This window comes from Seongchinamella sediminis, from assembly GCF_003457605.1.
Taxonomy (GTDB): Bacteria; Pseudomonadota; Gammaproteobacteria; order Pseudomonadales; family Halieaceae; genus Halioglobus; species Halioglobus sediminis.
Genome location: NZ_QRAN01000001.1, coordinates 328,297 through 351,978, shown reverse-complemented (window position 1 = coordinate 351,978; position 23,682 = coordinate 328,297). Strand labels below are relative to the sequence as shown.

Genomic DNA, 23,682 nt, shown 5'->3' with positions numbered 1-23,682 from the left:
GTTTAGCAGATTTTCTGCCCCACTTGCTCTATAATCGCGCGCCCGCAACCGACCAAGGACGCCCCATGGAACCGATGATCAACATTGCACTGCGCGCCGCCCGCAAGGCGGGCGAACAAATCGTACGTGCCTCCGATGATCTGGAGCGGGTCGATATCGTCGCCAAGGGCGTCAACGATTTTGTCAGCGAGGTGGATGTCAGCGCCGAAAAAGAGATCATCTACCACCTGCAAAAGGCCTACCCGGACCACGCCATCCTGGGCGAGGAAACCGGCCTCACCGGCGCCGAGAACGCCGACTACCGCTGGATTATCGACCCCCTGGACGGCACCACCAACTTTGCCCGCGGCATCCCCCACTACGCGGTGTCGATCGCCTGCCTGCACAAGGGCAGGCTGGAACACGCGGTGATTGTCGACCCGGTGCGCCGGGAGGAATTCACCGCCTCCCGCGGCCGCGGCGCCCAACTCAATGGCCGCCGCCTGCGGGTCAGCAAGCGCACCAGCCTGGAGGGTGCCCTGCTGGGCACGGGCATCCCTTTCAAGGGGCACTGCGACGACAAACTGGAAGCCTACGCCAAATCAGTGGAGCTGCTGGCCGGGCAATGTGCCGGCATCCGCCGCGCCGGCGCCGCCTCGCTGGACCTGGCCTATGTGGCCGCGGGGAGGCTGGATGCCTTCTGGGAAATCGGTCTCGCTCAGTGGGACATTGCGGCCGGGGCCTTGCTGGTAAAAGAGGCCGGCGGGCTGGTAGCCGACATCGACGCATCGGATAACTACATGGAGTCCGGCAATATTGTTTGTGGCAATCCGAAATGCTTCAAGGCGGTGCTGCAGGTGACCAAGCCACTGTTAGGATAAAACCAGCCGATCGTTAATATCCCTCCGGTCCGCTGCCAATTCTTCGTTAGCGCGCCGGTCGGCAAACTCCGCCATGTTTTTTGGGCCACTGCGGAACTCGGCATGGGTTGCTGGGCGCAACCCATAGGCGGCCTCAGACAGTCCTCGCGGAAAGCCCCCAAAAATCATGGCTGCGCAAAAGCAGCCTCCAACGGCACGCTAACGAAGAATTGGCAACGAACCTAACTTGAGCGCCCTCGTGAATTTCGGTGATGATCCAGGTTCGTCGCCCGATTGCTTTCGGGGAGACTTGGAGGCCCGCCGACGTCTACCCGAAAGCAATCGGGCGGCGGACCGGCTCGTACCAGAACGACCGATGCGCCCCTCAGGGTATCAAGTCGTCCTGCTCCGCGCCCTCTTTAACCGGGATCATCAGGTCTTCCTTGCTGACCCCCATGATCAACAGCGCATTGGCCGCCACATAAATGGACGAGTAGGTACCGATAAAGACACCCACCAGCAGGGCAATCGCAAACGCGTTGATCATCTCGCCGCCGAACAGGGCCAGGGCCATCAGCACCAGCATGGTGGTCAACGAGGTCACCAGGGTCCGGCCCAGGGTCTCGCTGAGGGAGATATTGATCACCTCCACCGGGCCCGCCTTGCGGATCTTGCGGAAGTTCTCGCGGATACGGTCGGACACCACGATGGTGTCGTTCAGGGAGTAACCGATCACCGCCAGCAGCGCCGCCAGCACGGTGAGGTCGAATTCCATACCAGTAATGGAGAAGAAACCGAGCACCACCACGACATCGTGCATCAGCGCGACCACGGCGCCCACCGCGAACTTGAGCTGGAAGCGGAAGGCGATGTAAAGCATCACCAGACCCAGGGCCAGCAGCATGGCCAGCCCGCCCTGTTCGCGCAGCTCGTCACCCACCTGGGGGCCGACAAATTCGATCCGGCGCAGTTCCACGTTGCCGCTGTAGGCGTTCTGCAGCTTGGCCAGCAACTCGGCGCCCTGGCTGTCGGAATAGCCCTGCGGCAGGCGTATCAGTACGTCCTGGTCGGTGCCGAAGCTGACCACAATGGCGCCGGCGTAACCGCCGGTTTCCAGGGTTTCCCGGATGCCGTTGAGGTCGGCGGTTTCACTGTAGTGCACTTCCACCAGCGTACCGCCGGTGAAATCCAGGCCCCAGTTGAGCTGCTTGACCGCCAGCGAGGCGATCGAGGCGCCCAGCAACAGCAGGGAGAAGACCAGGGCCAGCTTGCGTTGCCCCATGAAGTTGATCACTTTCATCAGACGCCTCCTCCGATTGACAGCTTCTCGACACGGCGACCGCCGTAAACCAGGTTGATCAGGGCGCGGGTGCCCATGATGGCGGTGAACATGGAGGTCACGATCCCCACCGACAGGGTGACCGCGAAGCCCTTGATGGGGCCGGTGCCCACGGCGTAGAGGATAATTGCCACGATCAGGGTGGTAATATTGGCGTCCAGGATGGTGGCGACGGCGCGCTCGAAACCGGAATGGATGGCCATTTGCGGCGACAGCCCGTTCTTCACCTCCTCGCGTATTCGCGAGAAGATCAGTACGTTGGCGTCTACCGCCATACCCACCGTCAGCACGATACCGGCAATACCGGGCAGGGTCAGGGTGGCGCCGATAATCGACATGAAGGCAATCATCAACACCAGGTTGCAGCTCAGCGCGATGACCGCCGCAACACCAAACACGCGGTAGTAGAGCACCATGAACAAGACCACCAGGGCCAGGCCCATTTGCACCGATTTCACCCCGAGGCGAATATTTTCCGCGCCCAGGGAGGGACCGACGGTGCGCTCCTCGACAAAGTTGATCGGCGCGGCCAGGGCGCCCGCCCGCAGCATCAGCGCCAGCTCGGAGGCCTCCAGCGGGCTGTCCAGGCCGGTGATCTGGAATTGCGCTCCCAGCGCAGACTGGATGACCGGCGCGGTCAGCAGCTTTTTCTCGTCGTAGGGGGTTTTGACCGCGACTTCCTCGCCGTTCTCATCGCGCTCGTAGGTGGTGCGGTATTTGCGCTCGATAAACAGCACGCCCATGCGGCGCTTGATATTGTCGCGGGTGGCGCGGTTCATCAGCAGGCCGCCCTCGCTGTCGAGGCTGATCTGCACGTTGGGCCGGCCGTTCTGGTCGAAGCTGGCCTGGGCGTTGGTGACTCGCTCACCGGTCAGGATCACCTCCCGCTCCAGCCATTCGCTCATCCCGGCGCGGTCGGCGCTGCGGTACTCGAAGCGCTGCTTCTCTGAGGGTGCCGCTTCCAGTCTGGCCACCATGCGAAACTCCAGGTTGGCCACCTTGCCGAGAATACGTTTGGCTTCGGCGGTGTCCTGGATCCCCGCCAGTTCAACCACGATGCGGTTTTGCCCCTGGCGCTGCACCAGCGGCTCGGAGACGCCCAACTCGTTGACCCGGTTGCGCAGGGTGGTCAGGTTCTGGGTCACCGCGTAATCGGCAATCTCCTTGCGGGTCGCCTCGGTCATCACCGCGTAAAGATTCCAGCTGCCTTCTTCATCCACCCGGTCAAGCACCAGTTCGGGGTGATTCTCGGCGATCACCGCCCGGGCCTGCTCCCGCAAATCCTCGGAGCGGAACCGGGTCTCCAGGCGATTGTCGCCATCGATGTCGACCAAGCCGCGAATACGCTCCTCGCGCAGCGCCCGTTTGGTCGCGTTGAGGTAGTACTCCATACGCCGTTCGATGGCGGCGTCCACGTCCACTTCCAGTTTGAAGTGCACGCCGCCGCGCAGGTCAAGTCCCAGCTTTACCGGCTGGGCGCCAAAATCGCTGAGCCAGGAAGGCGTGGTCGGGGCGAGGTTCAGCGCGACGATAAAGCCGTCGCCCAGCACCCGGGATACCCGGGCCTGGGCCTGGAGCTGTTCTTCCTGGTCGCGCAGGCGAATCAGGGCATTGCGGCCATCGGGGTCGATGGTCTCGCCAAAGTAGTCGATTCCCGCCTCTTCCAGCGCCTTGTGGGCCCGGGTCAGGGTGGCCTCATCAATCACCTGAGCACTGCTTTCTCCGGTAATCTGCAGGGCGGGGTCGGGCTTGTAGAGGTTCGGTGCGGCGTAAAAGAAACCCAGGCAGAGCACAAAAAGCACTAGCAGGTATTTCCACAGGGGATACTTGTTCAGCATGTAATTTGCTCGATCAATGAAACGGGCGGCAGTCCCGTCCCGAAAAAGGCGTCATTATAAGGATTAGCCCCCCCGCCACAAGGTCGCTACCCCAGTGGTGGGGGCGCCGCTTCCCTATTTCAAGGGGGAGCCGCCCGCCCTAGCCCAGCCAGGCGCGGGCATTGCGGAACAGTCGCATCCAGCCCCCGTCCTCCGGCCAGTCCGCGGGCGCCCAGGAATACTGCACGCTGCGGAACACCCGCTCCGGGTGCGGCATCATGATGGTGGCGCGGCCATCCAGGCTGGCAAGCCCGGAAATGCCATTGGGCGAACCATTGGGATTGGCGGGATAGGCGCTCGCCACGGCAAGGTCACTCTCCACGTAACGCAGCGCTACCGTGCCGCTGGCTTCACAGGTTTGCAGGGCCGCATCATCGGTGAATTCCGCGCGGCCTTCGCCGTGGGCCACCGCGATCGGCAGGTGCGAACCCGCCATGCCGGACAACAGGATGGAGGGGCTCTCCTGCACCTGTACCAGGGCCAGGCGGGCCTCGAATTGCTCCGACCGGTTACGCACAAAACGCGGCCAGTGCTCTGCCCCGGGGATCAGGTCCTTGAGCGTGGAGACCATCTGGCAACCGTTGCAGACCCCCAGGGTGAAGCTGTCGTCGCGGTGGAAAAACGCGCTGAACTGCTCCCGCACCGCCTCATTGAAGCGAATGCTCTTGGCCCAGCCCTCCCCGGCGCCCAGCACGTCGCCGTAGGAAAAGCCGCCACAGGCGACCAGTCCCTTGAAATCAGCCAGCTGCTGGCGACCACTGAGAATATCGCTCATGTGCACGTCGAAGGGCGCAAAGCCCGCCCGGTGGAAGGCCGCCGCCATTTCCACGTGGCCGTTTACGCCCTGCTCGCGCAGTACCGCGATGCGCGGCTTTGCGCCGCTATTGATGAAAGGCGCCGCAATATCCTCGGCTGGATCAAAGCTGAGGCTGGCGCTGAGCCCGGCGCCCTCGGCGCCGATGCGCTCGAACTCTTCCCGGGCGCAGTCAGGATTATCCCGCAGGGCCTGCATTTCATAGCTGGTCCGGGCCCACAGGCGCTGCACGTCGGGGCGCCGGCCCGCCAGCACTTCGCGCTCGCCGTCACGCAACAGCAGTTGCTCACCTGGCAGCGCGCGGCCAAGCAGGTGGCTGCAGTCGCCCAGCCCGAGGGCGGCGGCGCTGGCCAGGAAGCCCTCCACATCGACGCTGGCCAGCTGCAGTACCGCGCCGGCCTCCTCGTTGAACAGGCGTTCGAGATCCGTACCCGGGAGCGCCTGCAGGTCGATATCCAGGCCACAGTGACCGGCGAACGCCATCTCGGCCAGGGTAACCAGCAATCCACCGTCGGAGCGGTCGTGGTAGGCCAGTAACTTCCCCGCCTGCAGGTATTGCTGCACCAGCTGGAAAAAGGCTTTCAGGTCGCCAGCATCGACATCGGGGGCGGCGTCGCCGAGCTGGCCGCAGGTCTGGGCCAGTGCCGACGCGCCCAGGCGATTGGCGCCGCGCCCCAGGTCCACCAGCACCAGGCTGGCAGCGGCGCCGGGCTGCAGCTGCGGGGTCACCGAGAGGCGGGCATCCGTGACCGGCGCAAAGGCGGAGACGATCAGCGACATGGGCGCGGTGACGGCCTTGTCCTCGCCATCGTTCCAGGTGGTGCGCATGGACATGGAGTCCTTGCCCACCGGAACGGTAATACCCAGCTGGGGGCAGAACTCCATACCCACCGCACGGACGGTGTCATAGAGCGCCTCGTCCTCGGCGCCATGGCCCGCCGCGCACATCCAGTTGGCGGACAGCTTGATGTCGCGAATATCGGCAATGCTGGCGGCGGCAATATTGGTAATGGCCTCGGCCACCGCCATTCGTCCCGATGCCGGGCCGTCCAGCAGCGCCAGCGGTGTGCGCTCGCCCATGGCCATGGCTTCGCCGGCGAAAGAATCGTAGGACACGGTGGTCACCGCGCAATCCGCCACCGGCACCTGCCAGGGGCCGACCATCTGGTCGCGGGCGACCATGCCGGTCACCGTGCGGTCACCGATGGTAATCAGGAAGTTCTTGCTGGCCACCGTGGGCAGCTGCAGCACCCGGGCGGCGGCATCGGCCACGCTCAGGTCGATGGCCAGGGGCTGGCTCGCCACCTGCCGGCGGGTCACCTCGCGGTGCATGCGCGGCGGCTTGCCGAACAGCACCGACATGGGCAGGTCTACCGGCGCATTGCCGAAAATATTGTCGGTCAGCTGCAGGTGCATCTCCTCGGTGGCCTCGCCCACCACCGCGTAGGGGCAGCGTTCACGGGCGCAGATCGCTTCAAAGCGGGCCAGGTTTTCCGGCTCCACCGCCATCACGTAACGCTCCTGCGACTCGTTACACCAGATTTCCAGCGGCGACATCCCGGGCTCGTCATTGGGTACCTTGCGCAGCTCGAAACGGCCGCCCCGATTCCCGTCCTTGACCAGTTCGGGGAAGGCGTTGGACAGGCCACCGGCGCCGACATCATGAATAAAGGCGATGGGGTTGTCGGCGCCCAGCTGCCAGCAGCGGTCAATCACTTCCTGGCAGCGGCGCTCGATTTCCGGGTTCTGGCGCTGCACCGAGGCGAAATCCAGGTCCTCGGCACTCTGGCCGCTGGCCATGGACGAGGCGGCGCCGCCCCCCAGGCCGATCAGCATCGCAGGCCCGCCCAGCACGATCAGCTTCGCCCCCGGCTGGTACTCGCCCTTCTCCACGTGCTCCTCACGGATATTGCCGTAGCCCCCGGCGATCATGATCGGCTTGTGGTAACCGCGCACCTCCGGGCCGTCTACGCCCGGGGCCTCCAGCTCGAAGCTGCGAAAGTAGCCGCAGAGGTTGGGGCGGCCGTATTCATTGTTAAAGGCCGCGCCGCCAATGGGGCCCTCGAGCATGATGTCCAGCGCCGAGACGATACGCCCGGGCTTGCCGTATTCACTCTCCCAGGGCTGGCCATACCCGGGAACGTTGAGGTTGGACACTGAAAAGCCGGTCAGGCCGACCTTGGGCTTGGAGCCGCGACCCACGGCGCCCTCGTCGCGAATTTCTCCGCCGGAACCGGTGCCCGCGCCGGGAAAGGGCGCTATCGCGGTGGGATGATTGTGGGTTTCCACTTTCATCAGCAGGTGAATATTTTCCTCGGAGAAGTGGTATTCAAAGCTCTCGGGATCGGGATAAAAGCGGCCGGCACGATGGCCGGCGACCACCGCCGCGTTATCGGAATAGGCCGAGAGCACGTTCTCGCCGCCCTGCTCGTTGGTGTTGCGGATCATCTTGAACAGCGACAGCGGCTGCTCCTCGCCGTCGATGCTCCAGCTGGCGTTGAAAATCTTGTGCCGGCAGTGCTCCGAATTGGCCTGGGCGAACATCATCAGCTCGACGTCGTTGGGATTGCGGCCCAACTCGCTGAAACTCGCCACCAGGTAGTCGATCTCATCGTCCGCCAGCGCCAGCCCGAGGCTGGCATTGGCCGCCTCCAGGGCGGGCTTGCCACCGCCGAGCACGTCCACGCTGGTCATCGGCGCCGGCTCAGCGGCCAGGAACAGCGCCCGGGCATCCTCCAGGGTGTCGAACACGCTCTCGGTCATGCGGTCGTGCAACTGGGACTTCACTGCCGCCAGGGTATCCCCGTCCAGGCCCTCCGGCAGGGCCAGCTGGTAGGCCACGCCGCGTTCAATGCGCTTCACTTCGGCCAGGCCGCAGTTGTGGGCAATATCGGTCGCCTTGCTGGACCAGGGCGAAATCGTGCCGGGCCGGGGGGTCACCAGCAGTAACCGGCCCTCGAGGCCCTCAGCCACGTGCCCCGCCTCGTCGATGGTCGGCCCATAGTCCAGTAACTGCTCCAGCACCTGGCGACGCTCCGGCGACAGCGCTTTGTCGAGATCGGCAAAGTGCACGAACTCGGTGTGCAGGAGTTTTATGTCAGGATTGAGAGCGGAAAGTTTGTGACTCAGTTTGTCCAGGCGAAATGCCGACAAAGCCGGTGCGCCGCGCAGGGTAAGCATGCTGGGGAGGACTCCGGGAGGGGCTGGTTTATCGAGGCGGTATTGTACTGTATTCAACACCGCCCCGTTAACCGAAATAGCGGGCCGATACCACGGTAATTATCACCGTGCCGGAATCGGCGGCGCTCGCTAGAATAGGGGCATGAAGCCCCTCCATCGCCTGTTGCCCCTGTTGTTGCTGAGCCTGCTCGCTGCCTGCTCCCGCGAGGACAGCCTGGAGCGCATTGAGGCAAGCGGTAAACTCACCGTGGTCAGCCGCAACAGCCCCACCACCTATTACCTCGACAAGGGCCTGCCCACCGGATTCGAGTACACCCTGGCGGCAATGTTCGCCGCTGAGCTGGGGGTCGAACTGGAGATTGTTCCCGCCTTCGGCCTCGAGGACATCTTCGTCACCCTGGACCGCGGAGAAGCCGATATTGCTGCCGCCGGTCTCGCGCTGACCGGTGAGAGAGAAGCGGACTACCCCCACAGCACGCCCTACTATCAGCTCCGGCCGCTGATCGTGTACCGGGCCGGCAGTTTCCGGCCGCGGGACCCCGGAGACCTCGAGGACATGTCAATTGTAGTGCTAACCGGGTCCGCCCACAGCAGTGCGCTGGATGCACTCTCCAATGGCGGCTTTCCGCAGCTCAACTGGCGGGAGGTTGACCATGCCGACTCAACGGAGCTGCTGGCCATGGTCGACAATGGCGAGGCGCAACTGGCGGTTATCGATTCCAGCGAGTTCGAGGTCCAGCAGAGCCTCTACCCGCGCCTGAAACTGGCCTTCGAGCTGGGCTCGGCGCAGGATATGGTCTGGTACCTGTCGCCGGAGCGTGACAACGAGGCGCTGCTGCTGCGCATCAACCAGTTTCTGGCAGGCCTGCAGGAGCAGGGCACCCTGGACAAACTGCGCGAGGAGCACTTCGGGCACAGCCGGACCGTATCCCGCATCGGCTCCCATACCTTCAACCTTAACGTCGAGCGGATACTGCCCGGGTACCAGGATTTGATTGAACAGGTGGCGGCCGAGTACCAGATGGACTGGCCACTGCTGGCGGCCATGGCCTACCAGGAATCACACTGGGACCCCCTGGCGGAATCACCCACCGGGGTCCGCGGGATGATGATGCTGACCGCGCCGACTGCCCGGGAAGTGGGGGTCACGGACCGCCTCGACCCGGGCCAGAGCCTGCGCGGGGGCGCCCGCTACTACAAGCAGATCAAGCGGCGCCTGCCTGACGACATCTACGAACCCGACCGCACCTACATGGCCCTGGCCGCCTACAACATCGGCCGCGGCCACCTGGAGGATGCGCGCCTGCTCACTGATCGCCAGGGCGGAGACCCCCACCTCTGGCGTGACGTCATGGAGCGCCTGCCCCTGCTGCAGAACAGCAAGTATTACCAGACCTTGCGCCACGGCTACGCCCGTGGCCGGGAAGCGGCGACCTATGTGCAGAATATCCGCCACTACCGCGGCATCCTGGCGTGGCAGGATATCGCCCGCAACAAGCCGCTGCCGCCGGTGGCAACCGATCCGCTGCTGCCAGCGGTACTGCGGCGGGTAGGGCTGAACGCGCTGTAATCAACGGCGGCGCTGGCGAAAAAACGCCTGCAGGCGGGCACTGCTCTGTTCGGCGAGCACCCCGCCCTGCCAGCTGACCCGGTGGTTATAACGCGGCTCGTCCAGCAGGCTGCAGGTGCTGCAGACCACGCCGGCCTTTGGTTCGCTGGCGGCGAATACCAGGCATTCGATACGGGCGTGAATCATCGCCCCCGCGCACATGGTGCAGGGTTCCAGGGTGACGTAAACCGTGGCCCCCGGGAGCCGGTAATTGCCGAGCAGGCGGGCGGCGTCACGCATGGCGACAATCTCGGCATGGGCCGTGGGGTCCTGGAAGGCGATCACCGAGTTCCAGCCCTCGCCCAACAGTTCGCCGTCACGAACCACAACGGCGCCAATGGGCACCTCGCCCTCATTTTCGGCGCGGTCGGCCAGCGCCAGGGCCCGGCGCATCCATTGCTCGTGTTCTGCTATCGACGTCATTATCTTCCCGCCCGCCGGGGCTCTGGTTACGGTCTGGCTGCAATCGCTTGCGGCCCGCTTGCAATGAAGCAGGCGGGAAAATATCACGCCATGCAGTTGCTGCCAAACGATCGCGCCATGCTTATGGCCCCGAGGGAAACCTGGCGCTGCTGTTGACCCATATCACAGCCCTCACGTTTGAGTTAGCGCTAATATCATGCAACAGATCCTCTGTCGCCGCCCCATTGGCTTACATTGTCAGTCAATACGTGGGACGCGGTCCCGGTTGATGCCCAGGGCGGCGCGGGCGATACTGCGGACTGACCAGGAGGCCTTGCAATACCCATGACAGACAACAATCGGACCCCAGCCGGCAACCCGCCCAGCTCACCCCCCTGCTCGGCGCACGAGGTCGACCCGCAGTATATGGGGCTGGCCCCCGAGGCGTCCGTCCATGACAAGAATACGCCGGGGCGGGGTTACGTGGTGGTGATTTACGGTCTCTACCTGGGCAGCATTATGGCCGTGGTGACCGCGCCGCTGGGCGTGCTGATTGCCCACCTGCGCCTGGGTCGTGGCGCCCGCTGGCTGGACAGCCACCTGCGCTTCCAGATTCGCACCTTCTGGCTGGGTCTCGCGGGGGCCGCTATCGCGGTACTGGCGTGGCAGGGTCTCGGCCAGCTCGACCTGCCTCCGGTTTACGCCTGGCTGCTGGGCTACCTCTTTGCCACCCTGGGCATGATCTGGATGATGGCGCGCTGCGCCGTTGGCATCCACCGGCTCACTTCCAACCGGGCGGTCGATGCACCCGACAGCTGGCTGTTTGGCCTCGGCAAGACCCGCGACTGACTATGCTGCCGGTGGCTCGTCGGGGAAATCGGGGTCGCTGTCGTCGAGCCTGCCGGTGCCGTTCGCCCAGCGTTCCAGCCACTTGCCCATGCGCAGCACCAGCCAGACCAGCAGTGGCGCCAGCAGGATCAGGGTCACGCCCCAGTCGTAGCGATTGATCGCCAGGGCAAAAGCCGACACCGCGAGGACGGTGATCAGCAGACCCAGCAGCAGGGCCACTACCTTGCGCGAATGTGTCGTCATCTCAGCTGGATACGATCTGCCGGTAAATGCCCGGCAGCGCCTGTGCGAGGTGCTCTGGCTTGCGCACCATGGCGTAGCCACCGCGGCCAAACAGGTGTGAAATATAGGATTGCGCATCCTGGTCTATGGTAATGCCGAACACCCGCAGGTCAGCGCGGCGCGCTTCGAGCACGGCGCGCCGGGTGTCCTCCAGGGCGTAGCGCCCCTCATAGTAATCGACATCACTGGGCTTGCCGTCACTCAATACCAGCAGCAGGCGATGCCGGTTGGGGCACTGGCGCAGCTGCTCGGCGCTGTGCCGTATCGCCGCTCCCATACGGGTATAGCGACCGGGCTTGAGCGCCGCGATTCGGCGTTGGATGCGCTCACCCATGGGCTCGCCAAAGGATTTCAGGGTATTTACCCAGACCCGCTGGCGGCGATGAGAGGTAAAGCTCTGGATGCAGTAATCATCGCCGCAGCTGGCCAGCCCGTGGGCCAGCACCAGCAGGGCCTCTTTCTCGATATCGATTACCCGGCGATCCTCCACCCAGGCATCGGTGGACAGGGACACATCAACCAGTATGGACACCGCCAGGTCCCTGGCCTGCGGCCTGGCGTCCATGTACTGGCATTCGCTGTTGTCGCCCATGGCGGCACGGTCGCAGTGCGCGCGAATCACCGCATCCATATCCAGTTCCGAGCCGCTGAGCTGGGCCCGGCGCCACTCCCGACGCGGGCGCAGGGCCTCAAACTGGCGCCGTACCCGGCGAATGCGCCGCCGGGTCTGCTCGTCCATTGCCCGCCCTTCGGCTTCCTCGGCAGGCGGCTCACTGATCACCCGGCAGTGGTCCGGGAGGTGGGCCTGGGCCCGGAAGTTCCACTCGGGGTAGGTCAGTTCGGCTATCAGGGGCTGGGACTCGCCCTCCCCCGGGGACAGGTCCAGGTCCATTTTCAGCTGCGATGAAGCCCGCTGTTTGTTGCGGCTGAGGGTAATCTCATCCATTTGCCCGGCATTGTCGCTGGCGTTCTTGTCCTCGTCATCGTCGATGGCGCGATTGACGTTAACCATCTCGGCCAGCGACAGGATTTTTTCGAAGCGGTTCAACACCAGGGGATCATCGCGCTCCGCCTGGTCCTGGTGGCGCCGCTCCGCCTTGCGCTTGTGTTTGACCTCGGCCTGGGCATCCGGGGCCCGCGGCAACTCGTCGTCCTCGTCGGCGGGTGGGCGTTCACTGTGCCCCTGCGGGGAATAGCTGGCCCATAGCGGCACCGGGAGCGGCCTGCGATAGCTGGCCGGAGCGCGGAACTCGCGCAATATCATGGCCGGGTCGAGCACCGCTGCCAGCAGGCGCCCGGCTGCCTCATCCAGCGGCTGGCCGGCCCCGAGCAAGTGGCAGATCACTGCCTCTACCGCCGCTTCGGCCGGCGGCAGCTGGCGCTGTGGTCGCGCGGCCAGCAGGGCCGCTCGCAGGCGGTTATAGCGGGCCTGCAGGCCGGGAAACGTGGCCAGGGCCAGTTCGGTCGAGCGAACCGCCTCGCGCAGTGCGGTAATATCCTGGCGCAGCGGGTCCTTGAATGTTTCGGCGGGTGGCTCTGTCACCGCAAGCAGCGCCGCCAGCCAGAAGTAGAGATCGCGATTGAGGCCGGACGCCTGAAACAGCGCAATTTCCGGCGGCAGCAGCAGGTTTTCCTCATCCAGGCGCGCCGTGGCCATCTGCTCCCGGTCGACACCCAGGCGCTGCCTCAGGCTGAGCCGATGCCCCGAGCTCCGGGCCGCCAGGGCCGAGACCGCAACACCTGCGGGGCCACCGGCCAGGCGAAAAAAAACCGCCAGGGCCGGAGCAAGCTGCTCCAGGCTGACGGCGGCATCGGGATAGCGCGGGTAGCTGGCACTGTTGGACGACGCCCAGTTGTGCCAGATCCGGCCTACTTTTTCCTCAAATTCCAGCCACTCCAGCATGATTCCCGCCCGTGCTCAATCGTCGCCGAAGGTGGCCTTTACCGCCTCCAGCAGTCCCTCCTGAACATCGAGGTCATCGCTCAGGGGCTCGATCAGGGTCGCCTGGGCAGCTTCGAGTACCGGCAGGCCATTGGCAACCAGGGTGGCGCAGTAGATCAACAGCCGGGTGGATACCCCCTCCTCGAGATCCTGTCCCTTGAGGGCCCGCAGTCGCGCCGCCAGGTTGACCAGGGCGGCGCAGCGGGGCGCCGCCAATCCGCTCTCCCGGGACACGATGTCACGTTCCACGTCGGGCGGGGGAAAATCAAAGCTGCGGGCGACAAAGCGCTGCCGGGTGCTGGGCTTGAGCGACTTCAGGATGTGCTGGTACCCGGGGTTGTAGGACACCACCAGCATGAATTCCGGCGGCGCTTCCAGCAGCTCGCCGGTGCGTTCCAGGGGCAACAGCCGACGGTCGTCGGTCAGTGGATGCAGCACCACGGTGACGTCCTTGCGCGCCTCGACCACCTCGTCCAGGTAGCAGATGCCGCCTTCACGCACCGCCTGGGTCAGCGGACCATCAACCCAGCGGGTTTCACCGCCCTGCAGCAGGTACCTGCCGGTGAGATCCGAAGCGGTAAGGTCGTCATGGCAGGACACGGTATACAGCGGACGCCCCAGTTTTGCCGCCATGTGGCTGACAAACCGGGTCTTGCCGCAGCCCGTCGGCCCTTTCAGCAGCATCGGCAGTCGTTGCCGGTATGCCTGCTCAAAGAGCTCGCACTCGTTGCCAACCGGCTGGTAGTAGGGAACGTCAGCAGGCAGGTGTTCCTGCTCGACAACACTGGCGGTCATAGCTGTGGCCTCTCAAGCCCGGCAGGAGAGATGGTCAGGCGCGGCCCCATCTCAGCTGGCCGCGCCTACTGTCAGGCCGCCCTCGGGCGTTGCAGGCGCCTGCTGCCGCGCCGGTCCGAAGATGGCGTAGAAGAATATCAGCGCGGAAACGGCAACCACCACCCCGGTACCGAGGCGCATGTAGTAAAACAGTTCCAGCTGCGCCTGGACTTCCATGTAGTTCATGCCCAGCACCCGCTGCAGGTGGGTCTGTACCACGCCGGCAAAGGTCAGGGTGAAGGTCATAAAGCACATGGCCGAGGTCATCAGCCAGAATGCCCACATGTTGAGCACCTGGTTGAAGGGCTGCACCCGGCGCAGCTGCGGTATGGCATAGGTGATAACCGCGAGAATCATCATCACGTAGGCGCCGAAGAAGGCGAGGTGACCGTGGGCCGCGGTGACCTGGGTACCGTGGCTGTAGTAGTTGACGAACGACAGGGTGTGCATGAAGCCCCACACGCCGGCACCGAAAAAGGCGACGGTGGCGCTGCCCAGGGTCCACAGCATGGCCGCCTTGTTGGGGTGGTTTCTACGCCCTTTCCAGAACATGAAGAAGGCGAACATCACCATGGCGAAGAAGGGCAACACTTCCAGGGTGGAGAAAATACTGCCCAGTGGCTGCCAGTAACCGGGGCTGCCTATCCAGTAGTAGTGATGCCCGGTACCCAGCAATCCGGAAAACAGCGCCAGGCCGATAATGACATACAGCCACTTCTCGATGATCTCGCGATCCACCCCGGTCATCTTAATCAACAGGTAGGCCAGCAGAGAAGCCATGATCAGCTCCCACACACCTTCGACCCACAGGTGCACCACCCACCACCAGTACAGCTTGTCCACCGCCAGGTTGCTGGGGTTGTAGAATGCGAACAACCAGAACACGGCCGCCAGCCACAGGCCCAGCATCAGCACCAAGTTGATGGCGGTTTTGCGGCCCTTGGCCAGGGTGATACTGGTGTTATAGAGGAACATCAGGAACGACACGGTGATCAATATCTTCGACCACAGTGGCTGCTCGAGAAACTCCCTGCCCTCGTGGATACCCAGCTGATAGCTCAGCAGGGCGCCAGCCCCGGCCACCGCAAAAATTGCCAGCTGCAGGTAGGCGATCAGCGGACTGTGAATCTCCGCCTCGGCTTCTTCCGGCATCAGATAGTAGGTGCAGCCCATAAAGCCCAGCAACAGCCAGACAATCAGCAGGTTGGTGTGACTCATCCTGATGATGTGGAACGGCATGGCTTCGGCCATGAATTCCGGCAGGATATACACCGTGGCCGCCAGGATGCCGAATATCACCTGCAGGGCGAATAGGGCCATGGCCACAATAAAAAAGGGATAGGCTACGCGCTGGGTCTCATACTTCATCGCTTCTGTTCTCCGCTACTGTTGTTCTGGCCATTAACCCGCCGGGTGCGGCGGCCAGCCCTGGGTGTCAATGGAGTCGGTCCAGGCAAGAAACTCCACCAGTGCGTCGAGTTCCTCATCGGTTAGATCGATTTTTGGCATAACGCGCCGTCCCGGCACGTTGAGCGGTTGCGCCCGGATCCAGCCTTTCAGCCCGGCCCGGGCCGCGTCCGGATTCTCCCGTCCGCCGTAGCGCGTCCACACATTACCCAGCTCCGGCGCGAAATAGGCGCCCTCTCCCAGCAGGCTGTGGCAGTTGATACAGCTGTGCTGTTCCCAGACGTGCTTGCCCAGTTTGACCTGCTCGGTGAGCGCCTCCTCATCGGTGGAAACGTTGAGCATATACCAGTGGGTGTGCGCAGTGAGCGCGGCAAAAACGATGAAAAAAAACAGCGATCCGCCGAAGAAAATATTGCGTGCCGCCGATCTGGTCAGTGCTTCAGCCATTGCGATACCCTCGCTTTGCGTGTCAGGCCATGCCCCGCCGCCAATTACCTGATTGCGCCCGGGCCTACAGTCTCTATAATATGCATGTATTATGCATTAATAATGATGCATATGGAAACCCCTGATTGCAACACGATGATAAAAACACAGGTGGCTAATCTGCAGCGCAGTGACCAGCGTATGAAATTGTGCTCGCTTATCCGCTCGGACCAGCCAGTCATCCACTGATATACGGGGCCCTCGCCGACCCCGGGGAACGATCATGCGCCTCACACGTTTTACCGACTATGCCCTGCGGGTGCTTATTTACCTCGCCGCGAACGATAACCAGCCCGCCACTATCGCCCAGATAGCGACAAAATTCCGTATCTCCCGCAATCACCTGATGAAAGTTGTACCTGAGCTGAGCCAACAGGGCTACATTATCGGCCAGCGGGGCAAGGGCGGCGGCCTGCGACTGGCCATGGCACCGGAGGACATCAATCTCGGCGAACTGGTGAGAGCCATGGAGAACGACTGGGTTATTGCCGAATGCTTTGGCGACAACAACCAGTGCCTGTTGACGCCAGCCTGCGCCCTGCAGCCGATATTGCGCGAGGCGCTGACGGCATTCCTCAACGTGCTCGACGGCTACTCGCTGGCGGACATCGTTAACGGCAGGCGCGGTGAGCGGCTGGCGGGGATTCTGGCAACCAGCTGAGCGCGCGGCAGGCAGGGCGCAGGCTCACCGATCCGGCGCAAACCATTCCTGATCCACACACCGCCGGTACTGGCGCAAGGCCGGCAGCAGCACTGTATCGGCATAGTCACAGCCGGTATCACCGGGGTCAGCCTGGCCGGTTTTTCCTGCCTGGAGAGCGCTGTGCCCACCACCGCTTTGCAACAGATCGAACATGGGGACATAGCCTTGCCGCCAGGCGGCAAGGGCTGGCAGGCTGTGACGCAGGGCCTTGAGGATGGCCATACCCGAGAAGTCCAGGTCGCCCCAGAAATTCACCGGCAGGGATGGATTCAACCACAGCTGGCCGAAGCGGTCGCTGTCACTGCCGGGCAGGAAGGCAAAGCGGGTAGATTTGCTGGTCAGGCGCTGGGCGCTGGCGCGAAAGCCGCCGCTGTAGAGCAGGGCGTGACCGCGCGGCGGCCGGCTGGCAAGGCGCAGGAAACTGTCCTGGTTCTCGACGATCAACAGGCGCTCAAATCCCGGCGGGGCGCATGCAATAAGCAGCAGTGGCCGGGATTCAATAGCGGCCAGTGACCGGCCAAAGCACTTCGCCAGCAGATCCTGGCGGCCATCGAGAAACTTGGAATCGCCACGAAAACAGCGCGCGGCAATTTCCCGCAGGGTCAGCCCCCTGTCCAGCCAGCCCCCCACTGCCGCGAAAGCGCGAACAATCTCCCCGGGTTCGTAGCCCTCGGATACAATCGGGGCCGCCAGGAGAGCCGCGCCGCCGTCGTCAAAGCGATCGCGGCACTCCATCACCGCCGCCCGCCATGCAGCCTGAACAGGGTCGATGCGCGGCCGCCCGAGCCAGTGACGGAGCAGGTCCTCACTCTCGCTATTCAAACGCAACTGGGCGTTCTCGTAGCGCTCCTGGTGAGCGCTGCTTGTTCGCGCATAGCGGATCGTGAACACCCGGTACTCGGATGCGAGACGCTCCAGCAGCTGCCAGCGATAATCCGCCTCGCCGTCAAAGCGAAACAGCGGCGGCAGCGTGGAACGGGTAACGCGGCGGGTAACCGCCCGCGAGCGCGGCTGCTCCAGACGATCCAGGAACCAGCCCAGCAATTGCCTGAGCCAGGCCTCCTCCGCCAGCCACGTCGGCGGCGGTAACTGGGCCTGGTCACCGTTAGCCGGCATTTACAGGCCTTCCATAAAATCCAGCGCGCCCTGCTGGCGGATAACCCGCCGGTGCTGGGCCCACAGCTGCGCCACCCGCTCCACATTGAGCTGCTGGCGGTCCACCAGCACCCGGGTGTTAAGCTCCCCCACCGCCTGGGGGCTGGGCACTTTACTGAACACGAACTGGTTGCTGACCAGGTCCAGGAAGGGGCCGGCCTTGCTGGTTGGCATAATAAAGATGAGCTGCAGGCCCAGGGTATTGGTGAGGTAGCCGATCACTTCCCGCGAGCGGGCCTCGTCCATGTGCATGAAAGCCTCGTCGACAATCACCATGCGCAGATGGCTGTCGCCCTCGCCGAAGCGGAAGGCGCTGGTTATGGCTGCGGCGCGAATGATGTAAGCGGGGGTCTCCAACTGGCCACCGGATCCGGTGCCGTACTGGCTGAGCCGGATCGGCGTCTTGTTCTCCGGCGTCTTGAGGATGTCGTAGCGGCGGTAACGACGGTAGTCGCTGATGCGTTCCAGTTCCCGCAGGGCCTGTTGTTCATCCCCGTCCAGCAGCAGGCCCAGCAGGCGATCGCGCACCGCCGCCCCTTTCTCCGACAGGCCGGCCTCGAACAGGCTGCTGCCGTCACCGAGGTTGGGAATGTCCATCACCTCGCGGAAGAAATCCCAGTACTCCCTGAATTCCGGCAGCCACTGCCACTCAAAGGCGAACGTTTCCCGGTCGGCGCCGAACTGGTGGTGTTCCAGCTCGCTATTCAGGTTCTTCAGACTGCGCTCGCCCTCACGAATGGCCTGGTGAATCTCGTGGCAGAGATCACTGATGAAAGTGGTGTTGAAGCTGTCGCGCAGACCGCCGAGTTTCTCCTGGTGCTCCAGGAGCACATTGTTGTGCAGCCGGTTGTGCAGATTGTCAATCTGCTGGTGCAGGCCGCGCACATGGCCGAAAAAGGGCGCGCTGTGCCATTCCTCTGCGCTGTCGGCGAACAGCTGGTCCGCGGGTTGGGCCTGTTGGTTGTAGTCGTTGATGACCTTCTGCAAAGATACCAGTAATTCTCCGAGCCGGTTTTTGCAGTCCTGTTCTTCAGCGGCGAAATCTATGTCTAGATGGGCCTGGCTCAGCCGCGCATCCATTGCCTCGACGCGCGGTTGCACGTTCAGGCCCGGCCAGTGGCGCTGGCTGGCGAGCAGGTCGGTCTCGGCAATATCGCGGGCCTCCAACAGGGCGTCACTGGCGTCGGCAAGTTTGCGCACCTGCTGATCACAGTGATTGCATTCGCTGCGTAGCTCCCCTTCCCGCGTATCCAGTGAGCGCTGGTGCTGCTCCAGTTCGCCGTAGCGCTGCTGCAGCTGCTCCTGCTCCCGCTCCAGGTCGCTGTGGGCACTGAGGTCCAGCGCCTGCAGCTGCTGTTCCACATCGCGCAACTTGTGCTGGGCATCGAGCATGGCGCCCACGCTCTCCACCCAGGCCAGGGGCTTCACCTGGTAAACCTGCTGTTGCATCTGCTGCACTGCCCGGTAGGCATTGCTGGCCTGCTGGTACTGCTGCTGCAGGTCCTCGAGCTTGAGCCGCTGGGCCCGCAGGTTGCGTTCCCTGGCGGCCTCGCCGAACACCAGCTGATCGTCGTCGATATCACAGCGAAACATGGCATAGTTGCCGGAACCGAGACCGTCGCTGGTAAGGCCGCGGCGGGTCAGGCGCAGGGCATCGGCATCCTTCACCCGCTGCAAAGTGCCGTAGGAGGCCTTGAGGTAGTGCTCGGCGCCGCGGTGGCTGAAACGCAGGACGTGGAATACGGAATCCTCCGGCAGGGACTGGCGTTCAGCATCCCGCCGCGCCTGCTCACCCTGGATGACCCGGGCCCGGTTGCGACTGCGGCCCGCCAATCGGCGCAGGATGCGGATGGCCTCGGCCTCGTACTCCGGTTCCACCAGAATACCGAAGCGAGCGCCGCCGAGGTATCCCTCGATGGCCATCTGCCACTCCGCTTCAACCACTTCGACATGGTCACAGAGCACCCGTGGGTCCGCCCCCGGGCACTCACTGTGGATTGCGGCGAGGGCCTCTTCCACATCGCGGGGGTACCTGACCCGCCGGGCTTCCAGTGTCGCGATGTGCTGCTCAACCTCCTTGGCCTGCTGTTCATTGCCGCGCACCTCGCGCTCCCGCTCAGACACCAGGCGGTCCAGCCGTTGGGCAAGGGAGGGCGCCGGATCGCCGCTGGCGTCCGCCTCGCCGGGGCGGTGCAGCATGTCTGCCAGCTGGTTGTGCAGGGGCTGCTCGCTGCGCGCCCGGTCGAGGCTGACCTCCAGCGGACTCAGGTCGATCCAGTCCCGGGCCAGCATCTGGTTGAGGTCCGGCAGGTCTGCCTCGGTGCTTTCCAGCAGGCTCCTGACCTTGTCGCGCCAGCCGCGACTGGCCAGTTCCGGCAGCAGCAGCTCCAGACTATGGCGCGACAGCAGCTCGCGGATATTGCGCAGGGCGCCGAGATTGCCGCTGCGCTGGTGATCCTGCTCCAGCAGCGGGCGGGCGCCGTTCCGCAACGTCTCTCCCAACTCTGTGGCGCGCTGTTCCAGTTCCTGTTTACTGCGCAGTGCCGGAATACCCTGGATACGGGCTTCCAGGCTGACCAGCTCCCGGTGGGCCTGCTCCAGCCGACGACTGGTCTGTTCCTGCTCTTCGGCGAGGTCGCTCTGCTGCTGGCGCAGTGCTATCTGCTGTTCTTTTTCCCGCACATAGTGCCGCTGGTTGCGCTGGTATTTCTGCGCTGCGGCGCCATAGCCGAGGGTGGTTCGCTGCAGCCAGCATTCGAGGTAATCCCCGGCATGCTGCCTGGCCTGCTCCAGCAGGGCCACGGCGATGCGCAGCTGGCTGGCCTCCTGCTCCATGCCGTGTACGGTGCGCAACAGGTCGCGGATGCGGCGGATAGTATCGCCAAAGTCGCGGGCCTCCAGCACTTCATTGGCGACGAACTGGTCGATAGACTGCACCGGTTTGTAGGCCATGAAACGGGCGAAGGTGCGAGCGGCGTTCTTGCTCTCCTGCTGTGATACCGCGTCGCGCTTGCCACGCAACGCACCATACAACCGTGCGAGGTAGGTGCCCTTTTTGTTGTCGTATACTTCCACCGCCTTCTTGCCGAACTCCATGCGCAACAGGTTGGGCAGCTCGTTCACGGGGACCACGTGTTTGCCGTCGGGGTAATCACGCACCAAGTGAGACAGGCTCAACATCTCCCCGGGTACGATCATCAGCAGCAGTTCATCCTGCCGCGCCTGGGCATGCGCGCCCGCCCGGTCGAGGTGGGCCCGGACGCCAATCACAGCGGTAAAAGGCTCTGCGGTCTCGCCTTTGGTGGGATGGAATATGCCGGCAATATAGCCATCGCAATTCCAGGGCCGGGCGAAAGCACCGTCATCACAACCGAGAATGTAGGACGCGAGCGTGCGCACCTGCTTGCCGCCACGGCCGCGCTGGGTGGTTTCATCCTGCCCGGGATTGTAGTTGAACAGGTTATCGTGGGCCGCGGTCATCAGGGTTTGCAGGGCGTCGGCGGCGGTGGTCTTGCCGGAGCCATTGCCACCGGAAAACAGGTTGACCGGACCGTATTCCAGTTCTTCGGCGGGCAGGTTGCCCCAGTTCACGGTGATGGAGCGTTTCAGGTACATGCTTCGCCCCCCTCCTCGGCCCCTTGGTCGGCAGTTTTCCCGCCGTCCTCAGGCTCGATCAGCTGCGCGAGCACGCTGTCTGTTACCAGGCTGGTGATGTCCGGGCGGATGGTGAGCCAGGCCTCGGCATCCGCCAGGGCCTCATCCCCCGCACTGCGAATCAGGCGCAACTGGCGCAGGCGTGTGAACAGCTGGCGGCGCTCCACCAGCCCTTCCGGCAGCGCCCTGCCCAGCAGGTTCTTGTGGGCCAGGCTCAGGGCCTCCAGCGGCAACACCACCTGGCCCTTCTCGTCGATCTGGCCCTCGCGCAGGGCTTTGTCGTACTCGGCCCGCAGTACCAGGATAACGGCCACCTCCTGCTGGCTGAGGCGCTCCCGCAATCCGCTGTTGAAGCTGTCTTCGGCATCGGCGAGACCCGGCACCTCCGCCCCCGGCGGGAACAGGCGCAGTGAATTGAAACGCGGCTCGTGGAGGATGCGAATGCGGAGCACCTGGAGGTAGTCCTCCACCAAATCCTCCGCCCGCAGGTAGCGGTCGTAGAGTTCAGCCTCGCGCTTGCTTTCATCGCGACACAGCACCCCGTTATCCAACAGGCGGATGATCAGCTCGGAAAACTGTTCCGGGGTCAGGCCGCGGGCGGTGGCGGCCTCATCAAGGTTGTTTCGAATCGTCATCCTGTTCCAGTTCCAGCAGGAAACCGTCCCTGCGCTCGAAATAGTGTTCACCGGTAACCGGTTCATTGGTCGCTTCAATTTTCAGGCCGAAGCCGCCGGCGCGGTGTTCGGCGCTACCCAGTTCGATCACGTGGCTGAGGGCCAGCAGATCGGAAGCGCTGTTAACGGGCAGGTCGCGGCTCTCGATGCGCCGGCTTGCGCCCAGGGCATCGCGCAGGTAGTCGCGCAGGGCGCCGCTGTTGACGCTGAAGGCCTTTTCCAGCAGTTGCTGGGTATACAAGTCCCGCAGGGTATCCGCATCCGGGGCCTCGATGTCGGCAATCCGGTTCCGCACGGCACGCCGTTGGGGTTTGTCCCGCAGCCGGTTGTGGGCCGGATCCACCAGGCCCAGACGCCACTGGGCCATCAGTTCACCCGCGGCGGCCAGGCGACGCTCGAACGCGGCCCCATCGAGGTCTGCCAACTCGCGGCACAGACCGACGATGTCGTTGTGCTTCTGGCTGTGCAGGTAGCTGAGCTGGCGGATGATGATATCGGCGCGGCGGGTGAAGCCCTGCAGGGTGCGACGCAGGGCCGGCAACATGATCTCGGAGGCGTTGCGCATGCGTGTTTCGATGCTGTCCAGCAGCTGCCAGAGCACCGAAGCATCCTCACTCACCACCAGATCCGGTGCCAGCCGGCGCAGCTCGCGTTCGACGTTCTGCTTCCAGGCTTTTTGCTTGCGGCGAATTTTCCCGATGGTGCTCTGGATCCTGTCGCGGTGCTTCTCCACACTGTCGGCCGACAGGCGAATTGCCACATCCGGCTGGAATCGCTTTTCCATGAACTCGAAGAACTGGTCAGAGGCCTGCTGCACCAGCTGCTGGGCCTCAACCTCGCGCACCAGCTCGCGCTTGCGCTCTTCCAGTTCGGCGATGATATCGGTAAAGTCGGCGATGATGCGCTCGGAGTGCTCATAGGCGTCCAGCAGGTCGTAAACTTCGCCGCGATCGAGAAAGGCCGATAATGCGTTCAGGGTATTGCGGGTATTGCGATGCCGGGTGCGCACACTGCGGCCATCCACTTCCGCGAGCGTCTGGGTAAACAGGCGTCCGGTGCGGCTGAAAGGATAGATTGACTGAAAGGATGCTTCGTCCTTGTCGCGTTTCAGCCAGCCATAGTCCACCAGTTGATTGAGGATCCAGGCCGCCTGCTCGCGATTGCTGCTGAAGCGGCCCTCGTCATCGCCCTCCAGCAGCGGCGCCCGCTCCAGCGCCTCTGTGAACAGGTCCAGCACCTGCTCCCGGCGCAGAGACTCACCGTAATCGGCGCGAGAGCTGTACAGCCGTTCGTGCAACAACCGCAGGCACTCGACGATTTGCTCGCGGTACTTCCCGGTGAGAGGGCGGAAAAACTGACTGCGCTCGTCGATGAAAAACATGAGGGGCCGGGAGAATAAACAAGGCCGCTATTTAAACAGGTTGCGGAGGCCGCTCCAAGCCTGATTCCGGTCGTTCAGCAGATCACTTTAGAGGTTGCACCAGTTCTTTGAACAGCAATACCCGATTATATTAAGTGGATGCCTGCCCTGGGTTTAAGCTGCCATGGCTACCATGCCGAACTACCCACTCGCCCGCGAAGGGCACGACCAAGTGTATCCCTTCCTGCTCCTGCAGATAATGGATCACCATACCAA

General features: G+C 63.7%; 17 protein-coding genes. 4 read left to right on the top strand and 13 right to left on the bottom strand.

Translation table 11 applies throughout. From position 1 onward, the window contains the following. Nucleotides 1-65 precede the first annotated feature (65 nt). On the top strand, nucleotides 66-860 hold the full coding sequence (locus DWB85_RS01450; protein WP_117952402.1) for an inositol monophosphatase family protein: 795 nt from the start codon (nucleotides 66-68) through the stop codon (nucleotides 858-860). A gap of 364 nt (nucleotides 861-1,224) precedes the next feature. On the opposite strand, the gene secF is transcribed toward DWB85_RS01450, so the two are convergent. The 3 genes from secF to purL all read right to left on the bottom strand — a co-directional run bounded on the left by secF (nucleotide 1,225) and on the right by purL (nucleotide 8,049). Continuing rightward, nucleotides 1,225-2,139, bottom strand: a complete 915-nt coding sequence (gene secF, locus DWB85_RS01445; RefSeq protein WP_117952401.1) for a protein translocase subunit SecF — start codon at nucleotides 2,137-2,139, stop codon at nucleotides 1,225-1,227. Further along, the gene (gene secD, locus DWB85_RS01440; protein WP_117952400.1) at nucleotides 2,139-4,016 is read right to left on the bottom strand and encodes a protein translocase subunit SecD; all 1,878 of its coding nucleotides are present in this window, start codon (nucleotides 4,014-4,016) and stop codon (nucleotides 2,139-2,141) included. The genes secF and secD overlap by 1 nt, the downstream gene beginning before the upstream one ends. Before the next feature lie 139 nt (nucleotides 4,017-4,155). Continuing rightward, entirely contained in the window at nucleotides 4,156-8,049 is a 3,894-nt protein-coding gene (gene purL / locus DWB85_RS01435; protein ID WP_117952399.1) for a phosphoribosylformylglycinamidine synthase, read from the bottom strand. 142 nt (nucleotides 8,050-8,191) lie between these two features. On the opposite strand from purL, the gene mltF reads away from it, so the two are divergent. Continuing rightward, a complete protein-coding gene (gene mltF / locus DWB85_RS01430; protein WP_117952398.1) occupies nucleotides 8,192-9,619 on the top strand; it encodes a membrane-bound lytic murein transglycosylase MltF in 1,428 nt (475 codons plus the stop codon). Here mltF and tadA read toward each other — a convergent pair whose 3' ends face one another. Continuing rightward, nucleotides 9,620-10,081, bottom strand: coding sequence for a tRNA adenosine(34) deaminase TadA (gene tadA, locus DWB85_RS01425; RefSeq protein WP_117952397.1), 462 nt, complete (start codon nucleotides 10,079-10,081; stop codon nucleotides 9,620-9,622). A gap of 324 nt (nucleotides 10,082-10,405) precedes the next feature. Here tadA and DWB85_RS01420 point away from each other — a divergent pair, with 324 nt between their 5' ends. Beyond that, complete coding sequence (locus tag DWB85_RS01420; protein ID WP_205422638.1) at nucleotides 10,406-10,909, top strand: DUF4870 family protein; 504 nt, start codon at nucleotides 10,406-10,408, stop codon at nucleotides 10,907-10,909. Here DWB85_RS01420 and DWB85_RS01415 read toward each other — a convergent pair whose 3' ends face one another. The 5 genes from DWB85_RS01415 to DWB85_RS01395 are packed head-to-tail and all read right to left on the bottom strand — an operon-like array spanning nucleotide 10,910 to nucleotide 15,821. Then, a complete protein-coding gene (locus tag DWB85_RS01415; RefSeq protein ID WP_117952396.1) occupies nucleotides 10,910-11,152 on the bottom strand; it encodes a hypothetical protein in 243 nt (80 codons plus the stop codon). It lies immediately after the preceding gene. Nucleotide 11,153: 1 nt separating this feature from the next. Continuing rightward, a complete protein-coding gene (locus DWB85_RS01410; RefSeq protein WP_117952395.1) occupies nucleotides 11,154-13,094 on the bottom strand; it encodes a nitric oxide reductase activation protein NorD in 1,941 nt (646 codons plus the stop codon). Between the two features lie 15 nt (nucleotides 13,095-13,109). After that, entirely contained in the window at nucleotides 13,110-13,928 is an 819-nt protein-coding gene (locus DWB85_RS01405) for a CbbQ/NirQ/NorQ/GpvN family protein (RefSeq protein WP_117952394.1), read from the bottom strand. 51 nt (nucleotides 13,929-13,979) lie between these two features. Then, nucleotides 13,980-15,335, bottom strand: a complete 1,356-nt coding sequence (locus DWB85_RS01400; RefSeq protein ID WP_117952393.1) for a cbb3-type cytochrome c oxidase subunit I — start codon at nucleotides 15,333-15,335, stop codon at nucleotides 13,980-13,982. Nucleotides 15,336-15,368: 33 nt separating this feature from the next. Then, on the bottom strand, nucleotides 15,369-15,821 hold the full coding sequence (locus tag DWB85_RS01395) for a c-type cytochrome (protein ID WP_117952392.1): 453 nt from the start codon (nucleotides 15,819-15,821) through the stop codon (nucleotides 15,369-15,371). A 262-nt stretch (nucleotides 15,822-16,083) separates the two neighbouring features. On the opposite strand from DWB85_RS01395, the gene DWB85_RS01390 reads away from it, so the two are divergent. Continuing rightward, nucleotides 16,084-16,521 (top strand): RrF2 family transcriptional regulator, encoded by a 438-nt coding sequence (locus DWB85_RS01390; protein ID WP_117952391.1) that lies wholly within the window; start codon nucleotides 16,084-16,086, stop codon nucleotides 16,519-16,521. Nucleotides 16,522-16,545: 24 nt separating this feature from the next. Here the strand turns inward: DWB85_RS01390 and DWB85_RS01385 are convergent, their stop codons facing one another. Genes DWB85_RS01385 through DWB85_RS01370 form a run of 4 tightly spaced genes read right to left on the bottom strand, consistent with a single transcriptional unit; the run spans nucleotide 16,546 to nucleotide 23,427 of the window. Beyond that, nucleotides 16,546-17,679: a Wadjet anti-phage system protein JetD domain-containing protein gene (locus DWB85_RS01385; protein ID WP_117952390.1), complete on the bottom strand. Its 1,134-nt coding sequence runs from the start codon at nucleotides 17,677-17,679 to the stop codon at nucleotides 16,546-16,548. Continuing rightward, nucleotides 17,680-21,333, bottom strand: a complete 3,654-nt coding sequence (locus DWB85_RS01380; RefSeq protein ID WP_117952389.1) for an ATP-binding protein — start codon at nucleotides 21,331-21,333, stop codon at nucleotides 17,680-17,682. Beyond that, nucleotides 21,324-22,007 carry a DUF4194 domain-containing protein gene (locus DWB85_RS01375; protein WP_117952388.1) on the bottom strand — a complete coding sequence of 228 codons (684 nt, stop codon included), beginning with the start codon at nucleotides 22,005-22,007 and terminating at the stop codon, nucleotides 21,324-21,326. Before DWB85_RS01375 ends, DWB85_RS01380 begins: the two co-directional genes overlap by 10 nt. After that, on the bottom strand, nucleotides 21,985-23,427 hold the full coding sequence (locus DWB85_RS01370; RefSeq protein ID WP_117952387.1) for a Wadjet anti-phage system protein JetA family protein: 1,443 nt from the start codon (nucleotides 23,425-23,427) through the stop codon (nucleotides 21,985-21,987). The genes DWB85_RS01375 and DWB85_RS01370 overlap by 23 nt, the downstream gene beginning before the upstream one ends. Nucleotides 23,428-23,682: the final 255 nt, after the last annotated feature.